The sequence below is a fragment of the Bradyrhizobium sp. 138 genome (assembly GCF_023074075.1).
Classification (GTDB): Bacteria; Pseudomonadota; Alphaproteobacteria; order Rhizobiales; family Xanthobacteraceae; genus Bradyrhizobium.
Map to the genome: position 1 here is coordinate 92548 of NZ_JADPKT010000002.1, position 24714 is coordinate 117261.

28 protein-coding genes and 1 pseudogene are annotated in these 24714 nt (G+C 64.4%); 20 read left to right on the top strand and 9 right to left on the bottom strand.

From position 1 onward, the window contains the following. Positions 1–171 precede the first annotated feature (171 nt). Positions 172–783, bottom strand: coding sequence for a pyridoxamine 5'-phosphate oxidase family protein (locus IVA79_RS00715; RefSeq protein WP_247549543.1), 612 nt, complete (start codon positions 781–783; stop codon positions 172–174). A 121-nt stretch (positions 784–904) separates the two neighbouring features. Here IVA79_RS00715 and IVA79_RS00720 point away from each other — a divergent pair, with 121 nt between their 5' ends. Next, a complete protein-coding gene (locus IVA79_RS00720) occupies positions 905–1789 on the top strand; it encodes a LysR family transcriptional regulator (protein ID WP_247549552.1) in 885 nt (294 codons plus the stop codon). Between the two features lie 136 nt (positions 1790–1925). Here the strand turns inward: IVA79_RS00720 and IVA79_RS00725 are convergent, their stop codons facing one another. Together IVA79_RS00725 and pobA are read right to left on the bottom strand one after the other, a co-directional pair. Further along, entirely contained in the window at positions 1926–2345 is a 420-nt protein-coding gene (locus IVA79_RS00725) for a PaaI family thioesterase (RefSeq protein WP_247549553.1), read from the bottom strand. A 231-nt stretch (positions 2346–2576) separates the two neighbouring features. Then, complete coding sequence (gene pobA / locus IVA79_RS00730; protein WP_247549554.1) at positions 2577–3746, bottom strand: 4-hydroxybenzoate 3-monooxygenase; 1170 nt, start codon at positions 3744–3746, stop codon at positions 2577–2579. Between the two features lie 266 nt (positions 3747–4012). Here pobA and IVA79_RS00735 point away from each other — a divergent pair, with 266 nt between their 5' ends. From IVA79_RS00735 to IVA79_RS00785, 11 genes are all read left to right on the top strand, one after another. Beyond that, positions 4013–5029 carry a TRAP transporter substrate-binding protein gene (locus IVA79_RS00735; protein WP_247549556.1) on the top strand — a complete coding sequence of 339 codons (1017 nt, stop codon included), beginning with the start codon at positions 4013–4015 and terminating at the stop codon, positions 5027–5029. 228 nt (positions 5030–5257) lie between these two features. After that, on the top strand, positions 5258–5767 hold the full coding sequence (locus IVA79_RS00740; RefSeq protein WP_247549558.1) for a TRAP transporter small permease: 510 nt from the start codon (positions 5258–5260) through the stop codon (positions 5765–5767). Between the two features lie 2 nt (positions 5768–5769). Next, positions 5770–7089 carry a TRAP transporter permease gene (locus IVA79_RS00745; protein ID WP_247549560.1) on the top strand — a complete coding sequence of 440 codons (1320 nt, stop codon included), beginning with the start codon at positions 5770–5772 and terminating at the stop codon, positions 7087–7089. Positions 7090–7100: 11 nt separating this feature from the next. Next, positions 7101–7562, top strand: coding sequence for a DUF3237 domain-containing protein (locus IVA79_RS00750; protein ID WP_247549562.1), 462 nt, complete (start codon positions 7101–7103; stop codon positions 7560–7562). Positions 7563–7604: 42 nt separating this feature from the next. Beyond that, positions 7605–7793, top strand: a complete 189-nt coding sequence (locus IVA79_RS00755) for a type II toxin-antitoxin system HicA family toxin (protein WP_247549564.1) — start codon at positions 7605–7607, stop codon at positions 7791–7793. 5 nt (positions 7794–7798) lie between these two features. Continuing rightward, positions 7799–8197, top strand: coding sequence for a type II toxin-antitoxin system HicB family antitoxin (locus tag IVA79_RS00760; protein ID WP_247549566.1), 399 nt, complete (start codon positions 7799–7801; stop codon positions 8195–8197). 149 nt (positions 8198–8346) lie between these two features. Then, a complete protein-coding gene (locus IVA79_RS00765) occupies positions 8347–9156 on the top strand; it encodes a crotonase/enoyl-CoA hydratase family protein (RefSeq protein WP_247549567.1) in 810 nt (269 codons plus the stop codon). Further along, entirely contained in the window at positions 9153–11036 is a 1884-nt protein-coding gene (locus IVA79_RS00770) for a feruloyl-CoA synthase (RefSeq protein ID WP_247549569.1), read from the top strand. The genes IVA79_RS00765 and IVA79_RS00770 overlap by 4 nt, the downstream gene beginning before the upstream one ends. A 25-nt stretch (positions 11037–11061) precedes the next feature. After that, positions 11062–11823, top strand: a complete 762-nt coding sequence (locus IVA79_RS00775; RefSeq protein WP_247549571.1) for an SDR family NAD(P)-dependent oxidoreductase — start codon at positions 11062–11064, stop codon at positions 11821–11823. A gap of 183 nt (positions 11824–12006) precedes the next feature. Continuing rightward, a complete protein-coding gene (locus IVA79_RS00780; RefSeq protein WP_157330573.1) occupies positions 12007–12426 on the top strand; it encodes a thioesterase family protein in 420 nt (139 codons plus the stop codon). Positions 12427–12504: 78 nt separating this feature from the next. Further along, positions 12505–13656: an ABC transporter substrate-binding protein gene (locus IVA79_RS00785; RefSeq protein ID WP_247549573.1), complete on the top strand. Its 1152-nt coding sequence runs from the start codon at positions 12505–12507 to the stop codon at positions 13654–13656. 256 nt (positions 13657–13912) lie between these two features. On the opposite strand, the gene IVA79_RS00790 is transcribed toward IVA79_RS00785, so the two are convergent. Further along, positions 13913–14641 carry a glutathione S-transferase family protein gene (locus tag IVA79_RS00790; RefSeq protein WP_247549581.1) on the bottom strand — a complete coding sequence of 243 codons (729 nt, stop codon included), beginning with the start codon at positions 14639–14641 and terminating at the stop codon, positions 13913–13915. A 35-nt stretch (positions 14642–14676) separates the two neighbouring features. After that, positions 14677–14937, bottom strand: a complete 261-nt coding sequence (locus IVA79_RS00795; RefSeq protein WP_247549583.1) for a hypothetical protein — start codon at positions 14935–14937, stop codon at positions 14677–14679. Between the two features lie 113 nt (positions 14938–15050). On the opposite strand from IVA79_RS00795, the gene IVA79_RS00800 reads away from it, so the two are divergent. Next, the gene (locus tag IVA79_RS00800; protein ID WP_063200572.1) at positions 15051–15749 is read left to right on the top strand and encodes a YafY family protein; all 699 of its coding nucleotides are present in this window, start codon (positions 15051–15053) and stop codon (positions 15747–15749) included. 16 nt (positions 15750–15765) lie between these two features. Continuing rightward, positions 15766–16089 (top strand): YkgJ family cysteine cluster protein, encoded by a 324-nt coding sequence (locus tag IVA79_RS00805; RefSeq protein WP_247549666.1) that lies wholly within the window; start codon positions 15766–15768, stop codon positions 16087–16089. Here IVA79_RS00805 and IVA79_RS00810 read toward each other — a convergent pair. Then, a complete protein-coding gene (locus IVA79_RS00810; RefSeq protein WP_247549585.1) occupies positions 16086–16484 on the bottom strand; it encodes a hypothetical protein in 399 nt (132 codons plus the stop codon). The genes IVA79_RS00805 and IVA79_RS00810 overlap by 4 nt on opposite strands. A gap of 318 nt (positions 16485–16802) precedes the next feature. Next, on the bottom strand, positions 16803–17150 hold the full coding sequence (locus IVA79_RS00815) for a DUF3307 domain-containing protein (protein WP_247549668.1): 348 nt from the start codon (positions 17148–17150) through the stop codon (positions 16803–16805). 417 nt (positions 17151–17567) lie between these two features. On the opposite strand from IVA79_RS00815, the gene IVA79_RS00820 reads away from it, so the two are divergent. From IVA79_RS00820 to IVA79_RS00835, 4 genes are all read left to right on the top strand, one after another. Then, positions 17568–19013, top strand: a complete 1446-nt coding sequence (locus IVA79_RS00820) for a TAXI family TRAP transporter solute-binding subunit (protein WP_247549587.1) — start codon at positions 17568–17570, stop codon at positions 19011–19013. A 269-nt stretch (positions 19014–19282) separates the two neighbouring features. Continuing rightward, positions 19283–19501 carry a hypothetical protein gene (locus IVA79_RS00825; RefSeq protein ID WP_247549589.1) on the top strand — a complete coding sequence of 73 codons (219 nt, stop codon included), beginning with the start codon at positions 19283–19285 and terminating at the stop codon, positions 19499–19501. 181 nt (positions 19502–19682) lie between these two features. Further along, positions 19683–20789, top strand: a complete 1107-nt coding sequence (locus tag IVA79_RS00830; RefSeq protein ID WP_247549590.1) for a cyclic nucleotide-gated ion channel — start codon at positions 19683–19685, stop codon at positions 20787–20789. 12 nt (positions 20790–20801) lie between these two features. After that, on the top strand, positions 20802–21587 hold the full coding sequence (locus tag IVA79_RS00835; protein ID WP_247549592.1) for an enoyl-CoA hydratase/isomerase family protein: 786 nt from the start codon (positions 20802–20804) through the stop codon (positions 21585–21587). A 10-nt stretch (positions 21588–21597) separates the two neighbouring features. Here the strand turns inward: IVA79_RS00835 and IVA79_RS00840 are convergent. Then, positions 21598–22240 (bottom strand): annotated as a pseudogene (locus IVA79_RS00840) (glutathione S-transferase family protein). An 89-nt stretch (positions 22241–22329) separates the two neighbouring features. Here IVA79_RS00840 and IVA79_RS00845 point away from each other — a divergent pair. Both IVA79_RS00845 and IVA79_RS00850 read left to right on the top strand, forming a co-directional pair. Further along, positions 22330–23310 (top strand): YafY family protein, encoded by a 981-nt coding sequence (locus IVA79_RS00845; RefSeq protein ID WP_247549593.1) that lies wholly within the window; start codon positions 22330–22332, stop codon positions 23308–23310. A gap of 136 nt (positions 23311–23446) precedes the next feature. Next, positions 23447–23695 carry a hypothetical protein gene (locus IVA79_RS00850; RefSeq protein WP_247549595.1) on the top strand — a complete coding sequence of 83 codons (249 nt, stop codon included), beginning with the start codon at positions 23447–23449 and terminating at the stop codon, positions 23693–23695. A gap of 56 nt (positions 23696–23751) precedes the next feature. On the opposite strand, the gene IVA79_RS00855 is transcribed toward IVA79_RS00850, so the two are convergent. Then, positions 23752–24699 carry a fatty acid desaturase gene (locus IVA79_RS00855; protein ID WP_247549597.1) on the bottom strand — a complete coding sequence of 316 codons (948 nt, stop codon included), beginning with the start codon at positions 24697–24699 and terminating at the stop codon, positions 23752–23754. Positions 24700–24714: the final 15 nt, after the last annotated feature.

Consider the following 24714-nt stretch of genomic DNA (forward strand, 5'->3'; position numbering starts at 1 on the left):
CCCTTGTGGGAGAAGGTGGCGCGAAGCGCCGGATGAGGAGTTCTCTCCACACGTGACACCTTTCGTGAGGAGAGAACCCTCACCCGGCTCGCCGCTTCGCGGCGATCCACCCTCTCCCACAAGGGTCCCACAAGGGGAGAGGGTGCACCGATCGTGTGGCTCGAAGATCAATCAGCCGCCTTTCAACGCCGCAACCTCCGGCTCCAGCTCCGCGATCCGCGCATCCCTCGCCGCCAGCGCCGCAGCGACATCGCCCGCGTCGAACTTCTGCGGAATGTGTTGCGGGCAGTTGGTGTCCCAGGCTGAGATCTTGAACAGGATCACCTGCTCCGGCCGGGCGCGGTAGCCCTTCGGCATCAGCGACGCCGTCAGCGCCTCGTCGTTCTCGACGACGCGGGCCTCGCCCCAGATCTTCACGCGGCGGCGGTGGGCGTAGTCCATCACGAAAATGTACGCCTTGGGATTCTCCGAGAGGTTTCCTTGCGTGATGTATTGCCGGTTGCCGGCGTAGTCGGTGAAGGCCAACGTCTGCTTGTCCAGGACCTTCAGGAAGCCCTTGGGGCCGCCGCGGTGCTGGATGTAAGGCTGACCATCCGCCGAGGCCGTTGCAAAGTAGAAGCTGTTGGCGTCGGCCAGGAAGGCCGCGAGATTCTCGTCGACCTCGGTGCGCCATCCTCGCTGCTCGGCCTGGGCATAGCCTTCACGCGATCCCTTTCGGGTCTGGATTGATTTCACTGCCGGCGAAAAGGCGACGTCGCTGGCGTAGGTATGAGTTGCCGTCATCGGAATATCTCCCGGACTACCGGCGCATTGCTGCGTCATTCATGCTGCAAAATGGACCCGCCATCCGCTAAAACAATCTGGCCGCTTGACACTTCATCGTTGCAATATATGCAATAATATCATGGACCGCCTCGAAGCCATGCACGTCTTCGTCACCGTCGCCGACCTGCGCGGCTTTGCACCGGCGGCGCGCAAGCTGCGACTGTCGCCCTCGGCGGTGACGCGGCTGATCGCGGCGCTGGAGGAGCATCTCGGCGCCCGGCTGCTGCAGCGGACCACGCGGCAGGTGAGATTGACCGATGTCGGCACGCGCTATCTGGAGCGCGCGCGGCGCATCCTTGCCGATGTCGAGGAGGCCGACGGCTCCGCGCGGGAGGAGCGTAACCGGCCGAGCGGACGGCTCGTTGTCTCGGCGCCGGTCGGCTTCGGCCGGCTGCATGTCGGGCTGGTCATGACAGCCTATCTCAAGCGTTACCCCGAGGTCGTCTGCGAATTGCGGCTTTCCGACCATCTCGTCAACCTGGTGGAGGACGCCGTCGACGCCGCAGTGCGGATCGGCCATCTCGCCGATTCCTCGCTGGTGGCGCGCCAGGTCGGCGAGATGCGGCGGATCGTGGTGGCCTCGCCCGACTATCTCAAGCGCCACGGCGAACCGAAGACGCCGGAAGCCCTCCCCGCACATCAGACCATCCAGTTCGGACCCTGGTCCGAATGGCGCTTCCTGCGCGACGGCCGCGATATCGAGGTGACGCCCTCTCCCCGCTTCATCAGCAACAGCGCCGACGCAGCGCTGCAATATGCCGAGGCCGGTGGCGGCGTGACGCGCGTGCTGGCTTATCAGGCCGCTGACGGCCTAAAGCGCGGACGGCTCAAAATCGTGCTCGCGGCATACGAACAGCCGGCGCTGCCGATCCACATCGTCTATCCGACCTCGCGCCTGCTCTCGGCCAAGGTGCGCGCGTTCATCGATCTCGTGGTGGAGACGGCGCAGTGGAGGTTTGGGTGAAGCTCGCGTCCCGGACGCGCCGCGCAGCGGCGCAGAGCCGGGACCCAAAGGGCCAAGAGTGAGCTGCCGATAGATGGGCCCCGGCTCTGCAGCGCACCACTAAGAAGTGCTGCGCTGCGTCCGGGGCACGAGAGCCTCACCCCTTCTTCGGCACCACGCGAAACGTGCCGCTCGCGCGCGCGATCACGACGTCATCGGCCTTGACCAGGCATTGCGCGAAGCAGATCGTCTTGCCGGTCTTGATCACGTCGCTCTCGATCGAGCACCACTGGCCGATCTCGGCGGAGCCGACGAAATCGACCGAGAGCGAAACCGTCACGAACGACGTGGTCCAGTTCGTCACCAGCGCGCAGCTATAGCCCATGGCGTTGTCGGCGAGCGCGGTGATGAGCCCGCCATGGATCAGGCCGCGACCGTTGGTGTGGGGCCTCGCCAGCCGCAAACCGATGATGACGGCCTTGTCGGTGTTCCTTGAGTAGAGCGGCTCCCAAGGCTCGGTAAGAGGGCTCTTGCGGAAGAGCGGCTCGAAGCCAGCGGGGATGTCGGTGGCGGTCATGGCCATCTCGCGTTGCTGTGTCGCCGGCATTGAACGCGATGTGGATGACGGTTGCATCAATTACAAAGTTTTAAACGGAATTTGCCCAGGCGTTTGAAATGGACGTCGCTGCAAGCACGGATTCCGTAGGGTGGGCAAAGCGAAGCGTGCCCGCGAACTTCCTCAATTGTAGGAAGACGTGGGCACGGCGCTTTGCGCCTTTGCCCACCCTACGGCACCTGCGCCCCATCCCTAAAACGGCAACCCAACATAGTTCTCCGACAGCGACGTCATCGCGGCCTGGGACCGGGTGACGTAGTCGAGCTCGGCGAGCTGGATGCGGGCGCCGATGGTGCCGGTGTCGGGGAATTTGTGCAGCATCGAGGTCATCCACCAGGAGAAGCGCACGGCTTTCCACACGCGCGCCAGCGCCGTGGCGGAATAGGCGTCGATCCCGGCGTTGGATTTCTCGTCGTAGAACTCGCGCAAGGCGCTCGAGAGATAATGCGCGTCGGAAGCAGCGAGGTTCAGGCCCTTGGCGCCGGTCGGCGGCACGATATGCGCGGCATCTCCGCACAGGAACATCCGGCCGAAGCGCATCGGCTCGGCGACGAAGCTGCGTAGCGGCGCGATGCTCTTCTCGATCGAGGGTCCCGTGACAAGGCTGTCGGCGGCCTCCTGATCGAGCCGTCGCTTCAGTTCGTCCCAGAAGCGGTCATCAGGCCATTGGTCGACATGATCGTCGAGCGCGCACTGCACATAGTAGCGGCTGCGCTTGGTCGAGCGCATGGTGCACAGCGCAAAGCCGCGGGCGTGGTTGGAGTAGATCAGCTCGTGGCTGACCGGCGGCGTGTCGGACAAAATGCCGAGCCAGCCAAACGGATAGATCCGTTCGAACTCCTCGATCGCGGTCGCCGGAACGCTGGCGCGGCTGACGCCGTGAAAGCCGTCGCAGCCGGCGATGAAGTCGCAATCGAGCGTATGGGTGACGCCGTCCTTCTCCCAGGTTACACGCGGGTGACTGCCGTCGAAATCATGCGGCTGGACGTCCTTCGCCTCATACACGGAGACGAGGCCGGCGGCCTTGCGCGCATTCATCAGGTCGAGCGTGACCTCGGTCTGGCCGTAGATCATCACCGTCTTGCCGGTCGCGCCCTTCATGTCGACGCGGTGACGGCGGCCGGAGAACGCAAGCTCGATGCCCTCATGTACCAGACCTTCGGCATGGGCCCGCGCGCCGGCGCCGACCTTGTCGAGCAGCGCGACCGTTCCCTCCTCCAGCAGGCCGGCGCGGATACGGCCGAGCACATAGTCCGGGCTCTGGCGCTCCAGAATGACATTGTCGATGCCGTATGCGTGCAGCAGTTGCCCAAGCAACAATCCGGCCGGCCCGGCCCCGATGATTGCGACCTTTGTCCGCAATACTTGCTCCTTCCGATCCTGTAGGCTTTCGTCGCGGCCGCTTGTCGCATCGGCCCGCAGACGATAATTATATCATATAACGTTTGGGCCAAAAGGGGAGCGGTGGTCGCCCGAGGCAGCGACAAGTCCACGCAACATGGCTGACGTAAACGGCGCGACGAGGCGCGCGCCAATTCCGGCTTGAACGCGCCAGCCAAATAGATAACATGTTAATTAATGAGACCGGGCCATCGAAGCCCGCCGTCGAAAACCGGGAGAGACGCGTGATGAGAAAAGCCTGTCTGGCCTTGCTGCTGGCCGCGAGCGTGACGCCTGCCTTGGCGCAGGACAAGACCTTCGATCTGAAGATCTCGCATTGGGTGCCGGCCTCGCACCCCCTGCAGAAGTCGCTGGAAGACTGGGCCGCGGCAGTGGAGAAGGATTCCGGCGGCACCATCAAGGGCAAGGTGTTTCCGGCCCAGCAGCTCGGCAAGGCGTTCGACCATTACGACATGGCACGCGACGGCATCGCCGACGTCACCTACGTCAATCCCGGCTATCAGCCCGGCCGTTTCCCGATCGTCGGCGCCGGCGAGCTGCCATTCCTGATCTCCGACGCCAAGGGCGGCTCGATGGGGCTGGACGCCTGGTATCGCAAATATGCCGAGAAGGAGATGAAGGACGTCAAATACTGCCTCGCCTTCGTCCACTCGCCCTCCTCCTTCCATTCCAAAACCAAGAAGATCGTCAGCCCTGAGGACGTGAAGGGCATGAAAATCCGCCCGGCGCACGCCACCATGGCGAACTTCGTCACCTCGCTCGGCGGCACCAATGTGCAGTCCTCCGCGCCCGAAGTGCGCGACATCATCGAGCGCGGCGTCGCCGACGGCGTCACCTTCCCCTGGGGCTCCCTGGTGCTGTTCGGCATCGACAAGGTGACCAAATACGACATGGAGGCGCCGCTCTACACCACGACCTTCGTGTTCGTGATCAACAAGGACAAGTACAATGCGATGTCCGACAAGCAGAAGGCCGCGATCGACAAGAATTGCTCGATCGAAATGGCGGGCGTGGTCGGCGAGCACTGGGGCAAGTTCGAGGATGCCGGCATCGACAAGGTGAAGGCGGAATCCGGCCACGAGGTCTACAAGCTGACGCCCGACCAGACCGCCGCCTGGAAGAAGGCCGCCGAGCCGCTGGTGAAGACCTGGAGTGAGGGCGCCAAGAAGGCCGGCGCCGATCCGGACGCCGCGCTTGCGGACTTGAAGGCCTCGCTGAAGAAGTACAACGCGCTGGCGGAGTGACGGCGCGGCGCGATCGGTCCTTGCTCCCCCTCTCTCCGTCCTTACGGGGAGAGGGTTGGGGTGGGGGGCTGCTTCCGCACAGTTGGTGACAGATGGACTCGCGGAGAGTCCCCCTCACCCGCATCGCATCTCCGATGCGATGCGGCCTCTCCCCGCACGCGGGGAGAGGCGAAGAGCCGCCGCCGGAGTCGAGAGCGAGCAATGACAGCACACGACGGGACACACCCCATGAAGCGCTCCTGGATGGACCGCATCATCGACACCATCGAATGGATCGCGGCTGGCTTCGTCGGCATCGTCGCGCTTGACATCTTCCTGTCGGTGCTGCTGCGCAACACGCTGAACTACTCGGTCCCCGACAGCTTCGACATCGGCCGCATGCTGCTCGGCATCCTCATCTTCTGGGGCATCGCGGCGACCTCCTATCGCGGCACCCACATCACGGTGGATCTGGTCTGGGGCAATGTCGGGCCGCGCCACCAGCGCTGGATCGACGTATTCGCAACGCTGGTGCTGCTGTTCGTGGTGACGGTGCAGACCTGGACGCTGTTCGACAAGGTGCGCGGCACCTACAACGACAACGTCCAGACTTTTGACATGCACATGCCGACCTGGCCGTTCTTCGCGGTCGCCTGGATCGGTGACGTCTGCGCCGTGCTGCTGATCGCGATCCGCACCTACCGGCTGATCTTCCATCCTGAAGAGATGCACGACCCCAAATTGAAGGCGACGGAGTAACCATGAGCACCGATGCCGTCGCCGTAATCGGCTTTGTTTCCCTCTTCGTCCTGATGCTGCTGCGCGTGCCCGTCGGCATGGCCATGGGGCTCGTCGGCGTCTCCGGCTTCGCCTATCTCGTCAACGGCAATGCGGCGCTGAAGCTGGTCGGCCAGACCTCGATGCGCACGGTGACCGACTACACCTTCGGCGTCATCCCGATGTTCCTGCTGATGGGCTCGTTCGTCTCCAATTCCGGCATGAGCCGCGAGCTGTTCCGCGCCGCCAACGGCTTCGTCGGCCATTTGCGCGGCGGGCTCGGCATCGCCACCGTCGGCGCCTGCGGCGGCTTTGCCGCGATCTGCGGCTCCTCGGTCGCGACCGCTGCGACCTTCTCCGCCGTGGCCTATCCCGAGATGCGGCGCTTCGGCTATCCGCAATCCTTTGCCACCGGCGTGATCGCGGCCGGCGGCACGTTGGGCGCGATGCTGCCGCCGTCCACGGTGCTCGCGGTCTACGGCATCATCACGGAGCAGGACATCGGAAAGCTGTTCATCGCCGGCATCATTCCGGGTCTGCTCGCGATGACCATGTACATGATCACGATCTTCCTGATCGGTTACTTCCGCCCCGACTTCCTGCCCAAGGGCAAGGTGACACCGTGGCGCGAGCGCTTCGCCGGTCTGAAGGAGATCTGGGCGCCGGTGCTGCTGTTCGTGTTCGTCATCGGCGGCCTCTACGGCCTGCCCTTCCTGCCGCGCTTCACGCCGACGGAAGCCGGCGGCGTCGGCGCCGCCGGCGCATTCATCATCGGCGTGCTGACGGGCCGGCTCGACCGCGAGAAGATCCTGGCCTCGCTGCTGCAGGCGACGCGCACCGCGGCCGCCGTCTTCACCGTGCTGATCGGCGCGCTGATCTTCGGCTATTTCCTCACAGTGACACAGACGCCGCAGAAAGTGACCGAGTTCCTCACCGGCCTCGGCCTCGGCAGCTACGGCGTGCTGGCGCTGATCATGGTGATGTATCTCGTGCTCGGCTGCCTGATGGACGCCATGGCGATGATCATCCTCACCGTGCCGATCATCTTCCCCGTCATCACCCATCTCGGCTTCGATCCGATCTGGTTCGGCGTCATCATCGTCATGACCGTCGAGCTCGGCCTGATCCATCCACCGGTCGGCATGAACGTCTTCGTCATCAAGAGCGTGGTGAAGGACGTCTCCTTCTCCACGATCTTCAAGGGCGTGATTCCGTTCGTGGTCACCGACCTGATCCGCCTCGTGATCCTGATCGCCTTCCCGCTGCTGGCGACCTGGCTGCCGACACGGATGATGGCGCATTGAGAGGCGAAGCGATGGCGACCCCTGCCCTCGAAACCAAATACGCCTTCACCATCACTGCCCGCATTGGCGACGTCGTCACCGCCGGCGAGACCGGGATCGGCGTTCGCCGCATCATTCCGATCATCGGCGGCGAGGTGACGGGCGCGATATCAGGCAAGGTGCTGCCGTTCGGCGCCGATTTCCAGACCATCCGTCCCAACGAGCTGATCGATCTCGAGGCGAAATACGCCTTCGAGACCGACGACGGCGCGACCGTCTATGTCGAGAACAAGGGCATGCGCTTCGGACCGGTCGAGCTGCTGCAGAAGCTCAAGCGTGGCGAGCCGGTCGATCCCAAGCTGATCTATTTCCGTACCGTGCCGCGGTTCGAGACGGGGCATGAAAAGTATCGCTGGCTGATGCAGCACATTTTCGTCGGCTCAGCCGCGCGGCATGCGGACCGCGTGGTGATCGACGTGCACCAGGTGCTGTGAGTCCACCTTGACACCCCCAAGCAGTGTGTATAAATACACACCATGAATAGTCGGGACATTATCTCGACCCTTCACAGGGATGGCTGGGTGCAGGTGGCTCAAAAGAGCAGCCATGTCCAGTTCAAGCATCCGACGAAAAAGGGCCGCGTCACGGTCCCTCATCCGAAGCGAGATATCGCACTCGAAACGTTGAAGAGTATCGAACAGCAATCGGGACTGAAGCTGAGGTAAGCGCCATGCGTCACTATATTGGTCTTATCCATAAGGATGCCGACAGTGATTTCGGCGTATCGTTTCCTGATCTGCCCGGCGTCGTGACTGCGGGGACCACACTCGACGAAGCACGGGACATGGCCGAAGAAGCGCTGGCTTTGCATCTTGAAGGGCTGGAAGAGGACGGAGAGGCTGTTCCCGAGCCTTCGTCGCTGGAAGACGTCATGTCGAATCCCGAGAATCGCTCCGGCGTCGCCATTCTGGTGTCGGTGAAGAATGACCAGCCAAAGGTCGTGCGCGTCAATGTCACCCTGCCCGGAGATGTCCTGGAGCAGATCGACAAGTACGCAGAAGCCCACGGTTTTACCCGATCGGGTCTGCTCACTCAGGCCGCAAAGAAGCTGATGACCGAAGCGGCCTGAGACGGTTCTGAACATCGCAATAAGCGCCCGCTTGTCTCGCGTACTTCCGGGGGTCGGAGGGGTTTGTCGGCCAGCGCCTTGCGAAGACTTCCCCTCCTTGACTCCCCCAGAATTCGTTATACAACATAACTATTCTGACAAGGACGCAAATGACACAGGGAAACGCCGAGACCGCTGCCGCGGGCGCCTCCGGGCTTTTGAAGATCGAGCGGGCGGACCGGGTTCTGACCGTGGGTCTGAACCGGCCGGCCAAGCGCAATGCGCTCAACGACGGCATCATCCTGGAAATTGGCGAGTGTTTCGCGAACCTGCCCGAGGATATCGGCGCGGTTGTCATCCACGGCATCGGCGATCATTTCTCCAGCGGCCTCGACCTCTCCGAGCTGACCGAGCATGACGCGACCGGCGGCCTGCTCCATTCCCAGATGTGGCACCGGGTGTTCGACCGCATCCAGTACAGCCGCGTGCCCGTGATCGCGGCCCTCAGGGGCGCGGTGATCGGCGGCGGGCTGGAACTCGCCTGCTCGGCACACATTCGCGTCGCCGAACCCTCGACCTATTTCGCGCTGCCGGAGGGACAACGCGGCATCTTCGTCGGCGGCGGCGGCTCGGTGCGGCTGCCGCGGCTGATCGGCGTCGCCAGGATGATGGACATGATGCTGACGGGCCGCGTCTATAGCGCGACCGAAGGCGCCTCCTACGGCTTCGCGCAATATGTGACGGAAGCCGGCAATGCGCTCGGCAAGGCGGTGGAGCTCGCGACCAAGGTCGCTTCCAATGCGCCGCTGACCAATTTCGCCGTGCTCCAGGCGCTGCCGATGATCGCGGAGGCCAATCCGCAGACCGGCCTCTTGATGGAATCGCTGATGGCGACCGTCGCGCAGAGCGACAAGGAGGCCAAGCGCAGGATCCGCGAATTCCTCGAGCACAAGACCGCAAAGGTGAAACCCAAGTCATGAGCGCGCAGCCGTCCTCTTCCAGCATGGAGCGCGGCGCGAGCACTTTCCCGCTGCGGCCCATTTCGTTCGGCGATCCCGTCGTCAACGTCGAACGGCGCGACGACGGCACGATTTACCTCAGGCCCAAACAGCCGCTCGCCGACTATCCCGTCCGCATCACCGACCGCCTGCATCATTGGGCCAAGACTACGCCGGATCGCGTCTTCATGGCCGAACGCGAGGGCGGCCGCGGCTGGCGCAAGATCACCTACGCCGAGCTGCTCACCGCGAGCCGTCACATCGCGTCAAGCCTGATCGCGCGCGGCCTGTCGGCGGAGCGGCCGGTCGTCATCCTCTCCGGCAACTCGATCGACCACGCCTTGCTCGCATTCGGCGCCTTCTATGCCGGCATTCCGTTCTGCCCGGTGTCGCCGGCCTATTCGCTGGTGTCGAAGGACTACGGCAAGCTGTCCTACCTGATGAAGCTGCTGACGCCCGGCCTCGTCTTCGCCGAGGACGCCGACAGATTCGCCGATGCGCTCACCACCAACGTCTCGCTCGGCACCGAGATCGCCGCCTCCTTTGGCAAAGTGCCTGGCCGCGACGTCACCCTGCTCGCCGACCTCATGGCGACGCCGATCCGCAGCGATCTCGACGCGGTGCACGACAGGATCGGCCCCGACACGATCGCGAAATTCCTGTTGACCTCGGGCTCGACCGGCAACCCCAAGGCCGTCATCAACACCCAGCGCATGATCTGCGCCAACCAGGTGATGCTGCGCGAGACGCTCGCCTTCCTCAAGGACGAGCCGCCAGTCATCATCGACTGGCTGCCCTGGAATCACACCTTTGGCGGCAACCACAATATCGGGCTGACGCTCTACAATGGCGGCTCGATGTATCTGGACGCCGGCAAGCCGATGCCCGGCGGCATCGAGGAGACCGTGCGCAATCTCCAGGAGATCTCGCCGACGGTCTATTTCAACGTGCCCAAGGGCTATGAATCGCTGCTGCCCTATTTGCGCGACGACCAGGGCCTGCGCGCAAAATTCTTCGACCGGCTGCACGCGATGTTCTTCTCGGGCGCGGCGCTGTCGCCGTTCATCTGGGACAGCCTCGACGAGCTCGCGGTGAAGGAAAAGGGCTATCGCGTGCCGATGCTGACCGGGTTAGGGGCCACCGAGACCGCGCCGTTCTTCATGTCGGTCAATCCACGCACCAGCCGCTCCGGCCATGTCGGCCTGCCTGTTTCGGGCAACGACGCAAAACTGGTGCCGAACAACGGCAAGCTGGAAGTCCGTGCCAAGGGGCCGAACGTCATGCCCGGCTACTGGCGCCAGCCCGACATCAGCGCGAACTCCTTCGACGAGGAAGGGTTTTACAAGATGGGGGATGCGCTCAAGCCCGCAGACCCCGATGATCTCAACGCCGGGTTCGATTTCGACGGCCGTGTCGGTGAGGACTTCAAGCTCGCCAGCGGCACCTGGGTCAGCGTCGGCCCCTTACGCGCGCGCCTCACGGCGGCCTGCGCGCCGTTGGTCCGCGACGTCGTCATCGCCGGCATCAACCGCGACGAGGTCTCCGCGCTGGTCGTGCTCGACCTCGACGGTTGCCGGTTGATCAACCCGACGCTGCCGAGCGACGACCTCGTCGTCGCGACGCGCGACCGGTTGGTGCGCGAAGCCTTTCGCGAGCGCCTGACCGGTTTCCTCAGCCAGGCCACGGGATCCTCGACGCGGATCACGCGCGCGATCCTGATGGACGCGCCGCTCTCGATCGACAAGGGCGAGGTCACCGACAAGGGCTCGATCAACCAGCGCGCCGTACTCGAGCATCGCGCCGCGCTGATCGAGGAGCTCTACGCTGCCAATCCGTCGGACCGTGTGATATCGGTCGCTTAAGAAATCACCGCCAAAGGAGAACGCCATGTTGTTGAAGGATCAGGCAGCCATCGTCACCGGCGGCGCATCGGGATTGGGTGCTGCGACTGCGCGAAAACTGGCGGCGCAGGGCGCCAAGGTCGCGGTGTGCGATCTCAATACCAAGCTTGCCGAGACGGTTGCCGCCGAGATCAAGGGCGTAGCCGTGACCTGCGACGTCTCCGATGCCGCCTCCGCCGAGGCCGCGGTCGCGCAGGCTGCGAAAGCCCATGGCCCGGCGCGCGTGCTGGTCAATTGCGCCGGCATCGGCGTTGCCAAGCGCGTGGTCGGCCGCGATGGCCCGATGGCGCTCGCCGATTTCGACAAGGTGATCAAGGTCAATTTGATCGGCACCTTCAACATGCTGCGCCTTGCCGCGACCGAGATGTCCAAGCTAGAGCCGCAGGCGACCGGCGAGCGCGGCGTCATCATCAACACCGCATCCGTTGCCGCCTATGACGGCCAGATCGGGCAATCCGCCTATTCGGCTTCCAAGGGCGGCATCGTCGGCATGACGCTGCCGATCGCGCGCGAGCTGGCGCAGTTCGGCGTCCGCGTGCTGACCATCGCGCCCGGCCTGTTCCTGACGCCGCTGCTCGCGAACCTGCCGCAGGAAGCCCAGGACTCGCTTGCCGCCGCGATCCCCTTCCCGCGCCGGCTCGGTCAAGCCGACGAGTTCGCCGCGCTTGCGCTGCACATGGTCGAGAATACGTACCTGAACGGCGAGGTGGTACGCCTTGACGGCTCGCTGCGCATGGCGCCGAAGTAGATTGATGAGCGGCATTGCAGCAGCGTCCTCGACCTTACCTCTCCCATTGGGAGAGGTCGGCGCGCAGCGCCGGGTGAGGGGCTCTGCTCTATCGAGAGACCGAAACCCCTCACCCGAATGGCTTCGCAATTCGACCTCTCCCTACGGGAGAGGTGAGAACCGGCACCAGCGAGTACTAACAACATGTTCGTGAACCGGCGCGACGTTCAGATCCAGTGGGGTGATTGCGACCCCGCCAACATCGTCTACTACCCGCGCTATTTCGCGATGTTCGACGATTCGACCTCGACCCTGTTCGAGGTCGCCGGCTTCTCCAAGCAGGATCTGGTCCGCAAATACGGCCTGGTGGGAATCCCCATGGTCGACACGCGGGCCAAGTTCTACATCCCCTCGACCTATGGCGACTGGATCACTATCGAAACCAAGATCGAGAGCATCAAGCGCTCGAGCTTCGAGGTGAAGCACAACGTCTACAAGGGCGAGGCGCTGGCGATCGAGGGTTTCGAGACCCGCGTTCTGGTCGGCCGCGATCCCGTTAACCCCGACAAGCTGAAATCGGCACCATTCCCGGCGGAAATGGTAGCCAAATTCACGGGAAGTTAAATCGCCGCATCACCAAAAGAGGGGGCTGAATTACCCCCCGATTTCTGCTTTCAAAGAAACACGTAAAGGGAGGAATAGATGAAACGCTTTTACCTGACTGCCGCCATCACCGCGGCGACGCTTGCCCTGCCGGCGCTGCCCGCGCTGGCGCAGACCAGCGAAGTTACCATCGGCATCACCACCACCACGACCGGCCCCGGCGCAGCGCTGGGCATTCCCGAGCGCAACGCGCTGGAATTCGTGCCGAAGGAGATCGGCGGCGTGCCGCTGAAGGTGATCGTGCTCGACGACGGCGGCGATCCCACCACCGCGACCACGAACGCCCGCCGCTTCGTCACCGAATCCAAGGCCGACATCATCATGGGCTCGGCGCTGACGCCGCCGACCATCGCGGTCTCCAACGTCGCCAACGAAGCCGGCATCCCGCATTTCGGCCTAGCGCCGTTCCCGATCACGCCGGAGCGCATGAAGTGGTCGGTGGCGATGCCGCAGCCGATCCCGATCGTGGGCAAGGTGCTGTACGATCACATGAAGGCCAAGGGCGTGAAGACGCTCGGCTATATCGGCTATTCCGACTCCTATGGCGACCTCTGGTTCAATGACCTCAAGGCGCAGGCCGTGCCGATGGGCATGACCATCGTCGACGAGGAGCGCTTCGCCCGTCCGGACACCTCGGTGACCGGACAGGTGCTGAAGCTCGTCGCGGCCAATCCCGACGCGATCCTGGTCGGCGCCTCCGGCACCGCGGCGGCGCTGCCGCAGACCGAGCTGCGTGAGCGAGGCTATCAGGGCCTGATCTACCAGACCCACGGCGCCGCCAGCATGGACTTCATCCGCATCGCCGGCAAAGCGGCCGAGGGCGTGCTGATGGCCTCGGGCCCCGTGATGGACCCCGAGGACCAGCCGGATGAAGCCGCGACCAAGAAGCCGGGCCTCGCGCTCAACTCGGCCTATGAAGCCAAGTACGGCCCGAACAGCCGCAGCCAGTTCGCCGGCCACTCCTACGATGCGTTCGAGATCCTCAAGCGTATCATCCCGGCGGCGCTGAAGACCGCAAAGCCCGGCACGCCGGAATTCCGCGAAGCGATCCGCCAGGCGCTGCTGTCGGAGAAGGAGCTGGCAGCAAGCCAGGGCGTCTACAACTTCACCGAAAAGGACCGCTACGGCCTCGACGAGCGCTCGCGCATCCTGCTGACGGTGAAGAACGGCAAGTACTCGCTGGTGAAGTAAGCGCGGCGAAGGTTGAGGACGACAAGAGCCGGCCCGGTGGGCCGGCTCCTTTGCTTTGGGTTTGGGAGCGAGCTGACGCTCGGTGTCGCTGCGCCCCCTCTCCCGCTTGCGGGAGAGGGTTGGGGAGAGGGTGTTGCCGCGCTGGGATTGTGCTTACGGAGCAGTCCCCCAGAGGAGAAAGCCCTCACCCGGCGCTTCGCGCCGACCTCTCCCGCAAGCGGGAGAGGTTACACTGAGCCTGCGGAAGCGCTCGCGGCTACGCCGCCTGCCGCAGCGGGGTCCAGGCGAACTCCGGATAGTAATCGTCCATCATGCGGTCGACATAAGCCGTGAGGTTCGGAAATCCTTCGGCGCGCTCGCGCAGGGTCGATTCGAAGAACGGAGAGAGGATGCCGGCGAGCATACCGAACGCGGTGGCGTCGACGCCGCAGGGCTTGTTGCCCATCAGATAGGACTTGTCGCCGAGCTGCACCGACAGCGCGAACAGCGAGCGCACGGCGAGGTCGACGTCGTCGTCGGGCGCGTGGCGGCCAAGGCCCGAGAGCAGGTAGTTCTCGGCGACGCGGAATTGCGCATCCTCGCGCAGCTTCTCGCGGTTGTGCTCCGGTGCGCCGTCGAAGAAATGCGCGGGACCCTTGGCGAAATTGACCGGATCGACCCAGCGCGCCCCGACCAGCCCCCAATAGACATGGTGCTCGATCATCCGTTCGAACGCCCAGGCCTGCGCACGCTCGACCAGCGACAGGCCGGCGTCGAAATCGAAGCCGTAGCGGCGCTCGATATGGGCGCGGATGAAGGTGGAATCGGCCACCGCCTCACCGCCGTCGTCGATGAACGGCAATTGCCCCTTGGGAGAGGCCGGCGGCATCGCCCGCTCCTTCCGGTAGGGCAGTCCCGCCATCTTGAGCTGCACCTCGGTCTTGGTGACGAAGGGGCTGATTTCCGGCAGCCCAAAGCCGGTGCCGAAGCCATAAAGCGTGATCATGCGACTCTCCTGAACCTCTCGAAAGTGGACGGAACCTAGCGACCGGCTGCTGCCACCATGGTGGCAGCAGCCGTGATATCTTCTGCGAAACGGGCCCCCCGCCAGGCGCGGCCCATCACATGGCGGACCAGCGCGTCCGCGGCCTGGGTCAGCGAGCGTGCGACGACGCTTGCGAGTGCAAACCGGAGGTCGACGGCCATGAGATCGAGCGAAACGAAGCGGCCAAGCGCCGATACGGACCACGCCTGCGCCTGCAACAACGGAATGGCCGGGCCGAAATGGGTTGGAATGATCATGGACAAATCCCCTTCAGTCGATGTGTTGTCCCGGTATAAAACCCCCCTGCTGCCAACATCCTGTCAGCAGCCGCGCGCCGCTTTCTGAAAAGATCACCAATAAGAGAATTGTCATGAGACGCGCCGATCGGCTGTTTCAAATTATCCAGGTGCTGAGACGCACGCGTAAGCCGCTGACGGCGGATGCCATCGCGGCCGAGCTCGAGACCTCGAAGCGCACGATCTATCGCGATATCGCCACGCTGATCGGTCAGCGCGTGCCGATTCGCGGTGAAGCCGGCATGGGCTACATCCTGGAAAAGGGTTTTGACCTGCCGCCCTTGATGCTGACACCCGACGAGATCGAGGCGGCTGTGCTGGGCGCACAATGGGTCGCCGGCCATGCCGATTCCGCACTGGCACGCGCGGCCGAAGATCTGATGGCCAAGATCGCCGACACCGTGCCCGAGCGCCTGCGCCCCTTCGTGCTGGAGCCGGCGAGCCGTGCGCGGCCAAGCTGGAACAGGGAGCCGGACCGTCTGGACATGGTCCGCACCCGCACCCAGATCCACGAAGGCAAGAAGATCATGCTGCGCTATCGCGACGAGCAGGGCCGCGCCAGCGAGCGCATGATCTGGCCGATTTCGGTCGGCTATCTCGAAGCCGTGCGGCTGCTCGCAGCCTGGTGCGAGCTGCGCGGTGACTTCCGCAGCTTCCGCACCGACCGCGTCGTGGAGGCGAACTATCTCGACGAGAAATATCCGGAGCGACGCGACGTGCTGCGCGCAAGATGGCGGCAGAGCCTGGTCTGGGGTCCTCCCAAAGACACTTGAAGAACACGTGACGATGATGGAAGAGAGCTCCCCCACCGATCCGTCGAGCTGCTGCCAGAATTGCGGGGCGTGCTGTGGCTATTCGGCCAACTGGCCGCGCTTCTCGATCGAGAGCGACGAGGAGCTTGCTGCGATTCCGGAGGCGCTGGTCAACGAACGCCAGTCCGGCATGCGTTGCGAGGGCGATCGCTGCTCGGCCTTGCAGGGGGAAATTGGGAAAGCGACCGCGTGCGGCATCTATGCGATGCGGCCGGAGGTGTGCCGCACCTGCATGCCGGGCGATGCCGAATGCGCGATGGCGCGGCGGAAGTTCGGACTGCCGGTGATAGAGGCCGCTTAGGCCGGAACGGCTTCGCTGATCTCGTCGTCGATCTCGTCATCCAGCGGCGCGAGCACCGAGAGCGGCTTGGTCGACAGCGTGATCGGCTTGCGGCCGCCCGACAGTGACGGCGAGGATTTCGCCGTGCCTTCGCGCGACAACGCATAGAGCGTCGAGCCGACGCGGCCACCATTCTCGATCAGGTCGCGCTCGCTGCAGCTCGCTGCGATCGCGACGGCCAGCGAGTGCAAATGGCTGCGGCGGTAGCAGAACAGCGCCAACCTGGCGCGCGCGTCAGGGGAAACACTCTCTACCAGCCTCGGCAGGCCACTCTCGCTGGCGCGGTACATCTCACCCAGGAGCTCGTCGCGGACCGGGCAGAAATCGCTTTCAAAGGCGTCGCGGCTTGAAAACATTGCAGTTCTCCCTCGTGTGCCGAAGATGCAGCGCAATCCACTAATGAAAGGTTAACCACGCTGCCCGGTAGTCACCCGGAGTCGTTGCGCGTGAGCCGCGAATCGGAAGGGGCGGCGGGGCGCGCGCAAGCTGCCACAGCGTCATGGCCGGGCTTGTCCAGGCTTGTCCCGGCCATCCACGTCGGGCCGGGATGCACCAAGAACGTGAATGCCCGGGCCTTCGCCTCGCCGAAGCGGCTTCGGCCACGCCAGGCGGGACAAGCCCGGGCATGACGACCTTTGGTGCCGATGAAGGGATTGCCCCTCAGAGAGCCAAGCTCAGTTCGCCGCCATATAGATGGAGAGGCCGAAGCCGGTGAGGTGATGCAGGGCCTGGTCGACGCCGATCAGGGTCCAGAACCAGGGATGCGCAAGATCGACCCGGAAATTGGCCGAGACGAACCCTTTGGCGCGGTCGATCGTGATGTGGATCACGAAGTCGATCAGGGCCACAAACCAGAATTTCGGCGCCACGATCAGGATCAGCGGCACCGCAACCGCAAGATGAACCAGGCAGTGCACCAGAAGCGGCAGGGCCCAGCCGTGCTTCTGGTCCTTGCCGTGCGCCATCCAGGCGGTCTGGAGGACGAAATCGGCGATGATGTGCTTGAAGGTGAGAAGCAACATCCAGCCAATGAGCGCTTCGACCGGAACCGCCGATGACATGGGTGGAAACGACAAAGCTGACGCCCTCATTGACGTGACAAGAAAAATTGGAGCGTTCAGCGCAACTTCTTCTTGGACCGGTTCTTGGACCGGTCAAATCGCCGGGACGTGCAATTTATGACATCTCCAGCGGCAGAATGCAGCCGGGGGGAACCGGAAAATCACCAACTGTGGCTAACCGGTGATAGGATGACCTATCCGCCGCGGCGCCATCGCGTAAGGTTACCTGCGGCTCGGAATTTGCATTCCGCGACCTTCGCGCTATCATTGCCATTAGAGAATATCGTTCTTTTTTCAGGCGTTTACGAATTACAGGGCGCCCGCCGCGATCTCGTCCGCGAGCCGCCGCCGCCGAAAGAATAAGGCCAGAGTGCTGCCATGAGTACTGAAGGCCCCATTTCATCACCGACCGAACCGCCGTCCCGGCGTCCCAAGGTGATCAAGACCAATCAGCAGCAGGTCTTGCTCTACGTCGTGCTGACCCTGCTGTTGTCGCTCGCCACCGTCTGGGGCGGCCGCGCCATGCTGCACAATTCGGAAACGCTGACCTTTGCCGTCGGCGCCCCCAACAGCGACGAGGCGCTGTTCGCGGCCAAGCTCGCCACCGTGCTGAAGACCAACGCCTCACGCTTCCGGATCAAGATCGTCAGCAACGCAGACAACGCCAAGGCGCTCGCACAGTTCGACCGCAAGCAGGCCGACCTTGCCGTCCTGCGCACGGACGCCAAGGTCCCGCTGCGGGCGCGCACGCTCGCGATCCTCGAGCACGATCTCGTGCTTCTGCTCGGTCCCGGCAACAAGAAGATCAAATCGATCGCCGAGTTGAAGAAGAAAAAGATCGCGGTCGTCGCCGAGAACGAGTCCTCCCTCGCCTTCGTCCGCAGCATCCTCGACATCCCGGAGGGTCCGGACGCCGCGAAGATCCAGATGGCGCCGCAGGGTGCAACGCTCGACAAGCTGTTTGCGCCGTCAAACGGCTTCGGCGCGGTGATCGCCATCGTCCATGCCTCCAGGGCGGTGCGGGACAAGGCCTATGAGCAGCTCGCCAAGCGCGGCGGCTTCACGCTCAACGCGATCGACGAGGCCAAGGTGCTGGCGCGCAGACTGCCCGGCATTTCCAGCGAGACGCTGACGGCGGGCACGCTGTCGACCTCGCCGCAAATTCCCGACGACGATCTCGACACGATCGGGCTCGAATGGCTGCTGGTCGCGCAATCCAGGATGTCCCCGAGCACGGCAGGCGAGCTGGCACGCATCGTCTACGAGAACAAATCAGCGCTCGGGCTCGACAACGGCTTTGCCACCAGGATAGAGCCGGCCTCCGTCGAGAAGGACGCCTTCGTGATGGCGCACCAGGGGGCGGCCGACTACATCAACGACGACACCAAGTCGTTCATGGATAAGTACAGCGACCTGATGTATCTCGCCGCCGCCGCGCTGAGCGTCATCGGCTCGATCTTCGCCGCGATCTACGCCAAGATCACCCGCATCGCGCCGGAGAAAGCCAGCGAGCTCTCCACCGCCATCCTCGATATCGGCGAGCGGATCGAGCACGCCCACTCCCTGGATCAACTCGAATGTCTCCAGGACGAGCTGGAGGGCATCTTGCGCGGCGCCGTCATCGGCCTCAGAGACGGCACGATCAGCACCGACGGGCTCGACACCTTCAAGCTCGGCTACGAATTCGTCCGCGACGAGATCGGCATGCGCCGCGACTATCTGAAACGTCATGCCGGCGAGGCCGAAAAGGCAGCGCGCGAGGCGGCCCCTGCCCAGCACGACGACAGCAATGTCGTGGTGGTGAAGACCGCACAGAGCGCCTGAGGAAGCCGGGCCGGTGAGGCCGTCCGCCACTCTCGTGTCCCGGACAAGCTGCAATGCCGAAGGCCTTGCAGCGCAGAGCCGGACCCAGGAAGCCGCAGTTCGCGCTCCTGCGTGGGGCCCCGGCTCTGCAGCGCACCACACCGGACGATGCTTCGCACCGCCGGGAGTGCTGCGCTGCGTCCAGGGCATGAGACCGGATCGACGTCCGGCCATCGGGAACCGTCGCGATCTGCAACCGTTGGTTCCCGGTTACAACCGGAGACCGCAGCATGCGTGCACTCCTCGTCATCCTCCTCCTGGGAATGCTGGCGGCGGCCGGCTACTTCGCCTATTCCGCAATAGCGGTCGAAGGTGAGCCGATCCCGACGGAAGGCTATGTGGCGCTGGCACTGGGCGCGGGGTTTTCCATCATTGTCGGCGTCGGACTGATGGTGCTGCTGTTCTTCAGCAGCCGCCGCGGTTACGACGAGCCGCCACATTTCAGGTAGACGAGCGCGCCAGCGATGGCCGCGCCGGTTCGCGGGGCTCGGTGCTGCAGCGCCGATGACCTTGCCTGCTCCGTCGCCCGTCGTTGACGGCCTCCGCCCGCGCGGGCACTTTGGCGCCGACGTCCCAGCCGGGACGCCGAAGACTTGTCCGACCGATCTCAAGACCGAGCCGCCTTCTCGCATGTTCAAGCCGTTGATTTCCGCTCTGGCCCAGTTTGCGGCCGCCACAGCCGGCCGCAACATGACCAAGGCGGCCTATGTCGCGGTGACCATCGGCGTGCTCAGCATGGTGTTGCTGTCGGACAAGCGGGCCCATCAGGCGCATGGCTGGATCAGCGCTCTGCTCTGGACCTGTCTCGCCTATTTCGTATTCGAATGGCTGGTCCGGCTGCGCCATATGACCCAGCAGGGGCGGCTTTCGCTCTATATGTCCTCCTCCGCCGGCATCGTCGACGCGATCGGAGCGCTGGCCGTGCCGGTTGCGCTTCTCCTCGGCGTCGAGCCCGGGACGGCCTGGCTGCTCAGCGTGCTCTGGGTGCTGAAGGTGATCCCGGGCATTCCCGGCCTGCGGCAGCTCCGCCGCGTGCTGGTGCTGGAATCGGGGCCGCTGGTCAGCGTGCTCGTGATCTTCCTGATGGTGGTCTTCCTCGCCTCCGTTGCCGAATATTTCCTGGAGCGGGACGTGCAGCCGCAGACCTTCGGCAGCGTGCCCGCCGCGCTGTGGTGGGCGGTGGTGACCCTGACGACGACGGGCTATGGCGACGTCGTGCCGGTCACGCCGCTCGGGCGCCTGGTGGCGGCCGCGGTGATGATCTCCGGCCTCGGCGTGTTCGGCCTTTGGACCGGTATTTTGGCGACCGGATTTGCCGCCGAGACCCGGCGCGACAATTTCCTCAAGACCTGGGAGTCCGTCAGCAAGGTGCCGTTCTTCGCAGCGCTCGGACCCGCTGCGATCGCCGACGTCACCCACATGCTGCGGACCATGGAGCTGCCGGCGCGCACCATGATCATCCGCAAGGGGACGCAGGGCGATTGCATGTATTTCATCGCCGCCGGCGAGGTCGAGGTCGACCTGCCCGGCAAGAAGGTGCAACTGGGCGAAGGCGCCTTCTTCGGCGAGATGGCGCTGCTCGGCAACAACAAGCGCGGCGCCAACGTCTCGACCACGAAAGTATCGCGGCTTCTGGTGCTCGACCTCGTCGACTTCCGCGTGCTGATGGCACGGCACCCGGATCTCGCCGAGACCATCGACGCCGAAGCGAAACGGCGCGCGCTCGAAAACAGCTGAATGGAGAAAAGAATGTCGGACATCACCGACGCAGCGACTAGCCCCCTGCTCGAACGCGACGGCGCACGCGCCACCATCCGCCTCAACCGGCCCAAGCATCTCAACCGGCTCCAGGCGGAGGACCTCGACGAGCTCGTCAAACTGTTCGACCTGATCGAGCCGGATCCTGCCATCCGCGTGCTGGTGCTGACCGGCACCGGCCGTGCCTTCTCCGCCGGCTATGACCTCAATTCGGTCGCCGAGCGCGCCGTCAGCGCAAACGAGCAGCAAAGCGCCGGCTCCGCCTTCGAGGTGGTCGTCAACCGGCTGGAGGATTTGGGCGTGCCGACGATCTGCCGGCTCAATGGCGGCGTCTACGGCGGCTCGACCGACCTCGCGCTCGCCTGCGATTTCCGCATCGGCGTCGACACCGCCGAGATGTTCATGCCGGCGGCGCGGCTCGGGCTGCATTATTACCCGAGCGGCATCAAACGCTACGTCACGCGGCTTGGCCTCGACAATGCGAAGAGGCTGTTTCTGACCGCGCAAAAGATCAGCGCGCCGGAGATGCTGCGCATCGGCTATCTCACCGCCATGGTGGCGGTGGAATTTCTGGACGAGGAGGTCGACCAGCTCGCCAAGATTCTCGCCGGCAACGCGCCGCAGGCAATGCGCGGCATGAAGCGTGCGATCAACGAATTCGCCCGCGGCGAGCTCGATGATCACGCCGCCGACCAGCGCCACCGCGACAGCATGCGCGGCGACGAGATCAAGGAAGGGATCAAGGCGTTCGCGGAGAAGCGAGCGCCGCGGTTTTGAGGCGCCCTGCTCAGACCCCCGCCGCCTTGGCATGCTGCGCCGCCATCTCGTCATCCGCCGCAGTGATGCGCTGGAACGCCGGCCGCGCGGTCATGCGCTCGGCATAGCGGACGAAGACGTCCTTCTTCGGCACGATGCCGAACATCATGGTCCAGCTGAACGCGACGCCCCACAGCACATCGGCAGCCGTCATACGCTCGCCGAGCAGATACGGCCCCTTCGACAGCTGCGCTTCGAGCGCACCTAACATGGTGTCGTAGTCGGCATAGGGAGACTGCGTGATGGGCGCCGGCTCGCGCTGCATGAATTTGTCGATCAGCGCCGGCTCGAACGATGAGCCGTAATAGGCGATCCAGCGCAGATAAGGCCCGCGCAAGGGATCGTTCAGCGCGGGCGTCAGACCCGCCTGAGGGAAGAGATCGGCGAGATAGATGGTGATCGCGACCTGCTCGGTCACCAGGGCCTCGCCGTGACGGACCGCCGGCACCTTGCCGAGCGGATTGATGGCGAGATAGGCGGGCTGACGCTGCTCGCCGGCTTTCATATTGAGGACATGGAGATCGTAGGGCGCCCAATTCCTCCAGCAGCACCCGCGTGCCGGTGGCGCGGCTTTGCGGCGAATAATACAGCGTGATGCGGTTCGGATCGGTCATGGCAGGTCTCCAACTGGCGCCTTTTGGCGATGGCGCGGCTTGTAGCGGACCATACCTGACATCTTGTGTCACGTATGGTTTAAAGGATCATGCGCGCGAGCCGGATGCTGTCGATCCTCACCACCCTCCAGGCCAGGGGGCAGGTCACCGCGCCCGAGCTCGCGGAGGCCTGCGAGGTGTCGGTGCGCACGATCTATCGCGACATCGACGCGCTCGCCGCGTCCGGCGTTCCCGTTTACGCCGATCGCGGCGCCGAGGGCGGTTATCGCCTGCTTGACGGCTATCGCGTGCGGCTGAACGGTCTGTCCCAGAGTGAGGCGGGCGCGCTGTTCCTCGCAGGGCTCCCGGGCCCCGCCGCGGCGCTCGGGCTGGATGCGGCGATGATCGCCGCGCAAAACAAGCTGATGGCCGCCCTGCCCGCAAATCTGCGCGAGGACGCCGGGCGGATGCAGGAGCGCTTTCACCTGGACGCGCCCGGCTGGTTCGGCGAGGCGGAAGACCCAAAGCACCTGCGCACGATCGCCGGGGCGACTCTGCGCGGGACGCTGATCAAGATCCGCTACCAGAGCTGGCGGTCCGAGAAGCAGCGCCGGCTCGCGCCGCTCGGCCTCGTGCTGAAGGGTGGGAGCTGGTATCTCGCAGGCCAGGTCGATGCCAGCGTGCGCACCTATCGCGTCGCGCGCGTGCTCGACTGCACGGCGCTCGACGACCGCTTCGATCGCCCCGCCGATTTCGATCTCGCCGCCTATTGGCAGGCCGCGACACTTCGCCTTGAGGCCGAAATGCATCCCAATGTCGCGGTGGTGCGGCTGTCGCCGTTCGGCGTCAAGCTGCTCGATGCGCTGAGCCAGCCCTACGTCAAGGCGCGCACGCAGCTCGCGGAGACCGCCGATGGGGACGGCTGGCGCATGGCCCGCGTACCCGTTGGCAAGACATCCTGGCACGCCGCAGCCGAATTGTTGCGGCTCGGTCCCGAGGCCGAGGTGCTGGAGCCCGCCGATCTTCGCGACAAGATGATCGAGCTAACGCAGGCAATGGCCGCACGCTATCGCGCGGTGCGAAAAGCCTGACGACGGCACATTTGCCGCAGCCGACGAAACAATCCTGAAACACGATTCTTGCCGCGAGCCGTGAACGCATTCGCGTTTCAGCCCGACCGAGATGCAGGGACACAACAATGGCCTAAGCGCCAAATGGAGAATGAAGATGTTTCGTAAGCTTGCTCTTGGTCTGATCGCCGCCGGCTCGCTCGCTGTCGCCGCCCTCGCGCCCACCGCGGCCTCGGCCGGCGGCTTCCATCACCATCACGGTCATCACCACTGGGGTCCCGGCTGGGGCTTTGGCGGGATCTACCTCAACACCGGCGTCAGCAATTGCTACCAGGAGCGCCTGGTCCAGACCCGGCACGGCCTGCGCGTGCGCGTCGTGAATGTCTGCGCCTACGGCATGTACTGATATCTCGCCTATACGACAAAGCTCCGGTCGCACCGCGACCGGAGCTTTGCGTTGGACTAGCCGGCCTGCCGCTGCCGGCGAAACCAGGCCCAGGTCTCGCGCGTCGTTCTGATGTAGCCGCGGCCACGATGCACGATCTCGCCGTCGACGATTTCGTTCAGCTTCGGCAGTGCATGGAAGGGGATCGAGGGATAAGCGTGGTGCTCGACATGGTAGGGCATGTTCCACGCGAACCATTTGACGATCGCGGCGGTGTAGGTGGTGCGGGTGTTCTCAAAAGCGCTGCGGGTGCGCTCGCAGCCGGTGTGCTCGGCATAGAGATAGGGCCGCAGGAAGGACTGTCCGATCGCAAGCGGGACGATCCAGACCCAAAGCAGCAACGCTGACGAGAACCACAGCGAGAGCGCGAGCAGCAGGACATAGAGCGCGGTATAGGCACGCGCCTCGATGACGATGGTGGCGCGCTTGCCCTCGGGAATCCAGGGCACGGTCACCTTGCCGGTGACCGCATGGCCGAGCATCAGCCGCAGACGGCCGGCGACCTGAAGCAAGCCGCTATAGGCGATGGCGAGCTGGGTGTCGGATTTGGGCTTCACGCCGACGACCAGCTCGGGATCCTTGTCCGGATCCTGGGTGTAGCGGTGATGATCCCAATGGAACAGGCAGTAATATTCGTAAGGCAATCCGACGATGAAGCCTGAGAGATAGCCGACCGCGAGGTTGAGACCGCGGCTTTTGAACGCGGTCTTGTGCGCCGTCTCGTGCACCGCCATGAATAGGAAGGCGACGAAATAGCCCTGCACGGCCACCAGTGGCAGCGCCCAGAGCACGCCGTACGTCGCAATAACCTTCCATATCAGCGCGCCGACCAGCGTGACCACGCCATAGTGGCAGAGGCTGCGCGCCGCGCCCTGGACATTGGAGCGGGCCGACAATTGCCGCAGCATCGCCGGTGACAGCGGCTTCAGGCGATGGCCGGGCTCTGAAACGGTTGCGTCGCTCATGATCGGATTCCTGAC

Coding starts and splice junctions, on each gene's coding strand:
- IVA79_RS00830 (WP_247549590.1), top strand. CDS start 19,683: ATGTTCAAGCCGTTGATTTCCGCTCTGGCCCAGTTTGCGGCCGCCACA.
- IVA79_RS00740 (WP_247549558.1), top strand. CDS start 5,258: ATGAAGCGCTCCTGGATGGACCGCATCATCGACACCATCGAATGGATC.
- IVA79_RS00715 (WP_247549543.1), bottom strand. CDS start 783: ATGACGGCAACTCATACCTACGCCAGCGACGTCGCCTTTTCGCCGGCA.
- IVA79_RS00845 (WP_247549593.1), top strand. CDS start 22,330: ATGCGCGCGAGCCGGATGCTGTCGATCCTCACCACCCTCCAGGCCAGG.
- IVA79_RS00775 (WP_247549571.1), top strand. CDS start 11,062: ATGTTGTTGAAGGATCAGGCAGCCATCGTCACCGGCGGCGCATCGGGA.
- IVA79_RS00750 (WP_247549562.1), top strand. CDS start 7,101: ATGGCGACCCCTGCCCTCGAAACCAAATACGCCTTCACCATCACTGCC.
- IVA79_RS00745 (WP_247549560.1), top strand. CDS start 5,770: ATGAGCACCGATGCCGTCGCCGTAATCGGCTTTGTTTCCCTCTTCGTC.
- IVA79_RS00855 (WP_247549597.1), bottom strand. CDS start 24,699: ATGAGCGACGCAACCGTTTCAGAGCCCGGCCATCGCCTGAAGCCGCTG.
- IVA79_RS00820 (WP_247549587.1), top strand. CDS start 17,568: ATGAGTACTGAAGGCCCCATTTCATCACCGACCGAACCGCCGTCCCGG.
- IVA79_RS00825 (WP_247549589.1), top strand. CDS start 19,283: ATGCGTGCACTCCTCGTCATCCTCCTCCTGGGAATGCTGGCGGCGGCC.
- IVA79_RS00765 (WP_247549567.1), top strand. CDS start 8,347: ATGACACAGGGAAACGCCGAGACCGCTGCCGCGGGCGCCTCCGGGCTT.
- IVA79_RS00720 (WP_247549552.1), top strand. CDS start 905: ATGGACCGCCTCGAAGCCATGCACGTCTTCGTCACCGTCGCCGACCTG.
- IVA79_RS00795 (WP_247549583.1), bottom strand. CDS start 14,937: ATGATCATTCCAACCCATTTCGGCCCGGCCATTCCGTTGTTGCAGGCG.
- IVA79_RS00790 (WP_247549581.1), bottom strand. CDS start 14,641: ATGATCACGCTTTATGGCTTCGGCACCGGCTTTGGGCTGCCGGAAATC.
- IVA79_RS00785 (WP_247549573.1), top strand. CDS start 12,505: ATGAAACGCTTTTACCTGACTGCCGCCATCACCGCGGCGACGCTTGCC.
- IVA79_RS00810 (WP_247549585.1), bottom strand. CDS start 16,484: ATGTTTTCAAGCCGCGACGCCTTTGAAAGCGATTTCTGCCCGGTCCGC.
- IVA79_RS00755 (WP_247549564.1), top strand. CDS start 7,605: ATGAATAGTCGGGACATTATCTCGACCCTTCACAGGGATGGCTGGGTG.
- IVA79_RS00760 (WP_247549566.1), top strand. CDS start 7,799: ATGCGTCACTATATTGGTCTTATCCATAAGGATGCCGACAGTGATTTC.
- IVA79_RS00835 (WP_247549592.1), top strand. CDS start 20,802: ATGTCGGACATCACCGACGCAGCGACTAGCCCCCTGCTCGAACGCGAC.
- IVA79_RS00725 (WP_247549553.1), bottom strand. CDS start 2,345: ATGACCGCCACCGACATCCCCGCTGGCTTCGAGCCGCTCTTCCGCAAG.
- IVA79_RS00805 (WP_247549666.1), top strand. CDS start 15,766: ATGGAAGAGAGCTCCCCCACCGATCCGTCGAGCTGCTGCCAGAATTGC.
- IVA79_RS00735 (WP_247549556.1), top strand. CDS start 4,013: ATGAGAAAAGCCTGTCTGGCCTTGCTGCTGGCCGCGAGCGTGACGCCT.
- IVA79_RS00780 (WP_157330573.1), top strand. CDS start 12,007: ATGTTCGTGAACCGGCGCGACGTTCAGATCCAGTGGGGTGATTGCGAC.
- IVA79_RS00850 (WP_247549595.1), top strand. CDS start 23,447: ATGTTTCGTAAGCTTGCTCTTGGTCTGATCGCCGCCGGCTCGCTCGCT.
- IVA79_RS00815 (WP_247549668.1), bottom strand. CDS start 17,150: ATGTTGCTTCTCACCTTCAAGCACATCATCGCCGATTTCGTCCTCCAG.
- IVA79_RS00770 (WP_247549569.1), top strand. CDS start 9,153: ATGAGCGCGCAGCCGTCCTCTTCCAGCATGGAGCGCGGCGCGAGCACT.
- IVA79_RS00800 (WP_063200572.1), top strand. CDS start 15,051: ATGAGACGCGCCGATCGGCTGTTTCAAATTATCCAGGTGCTGAGACGC.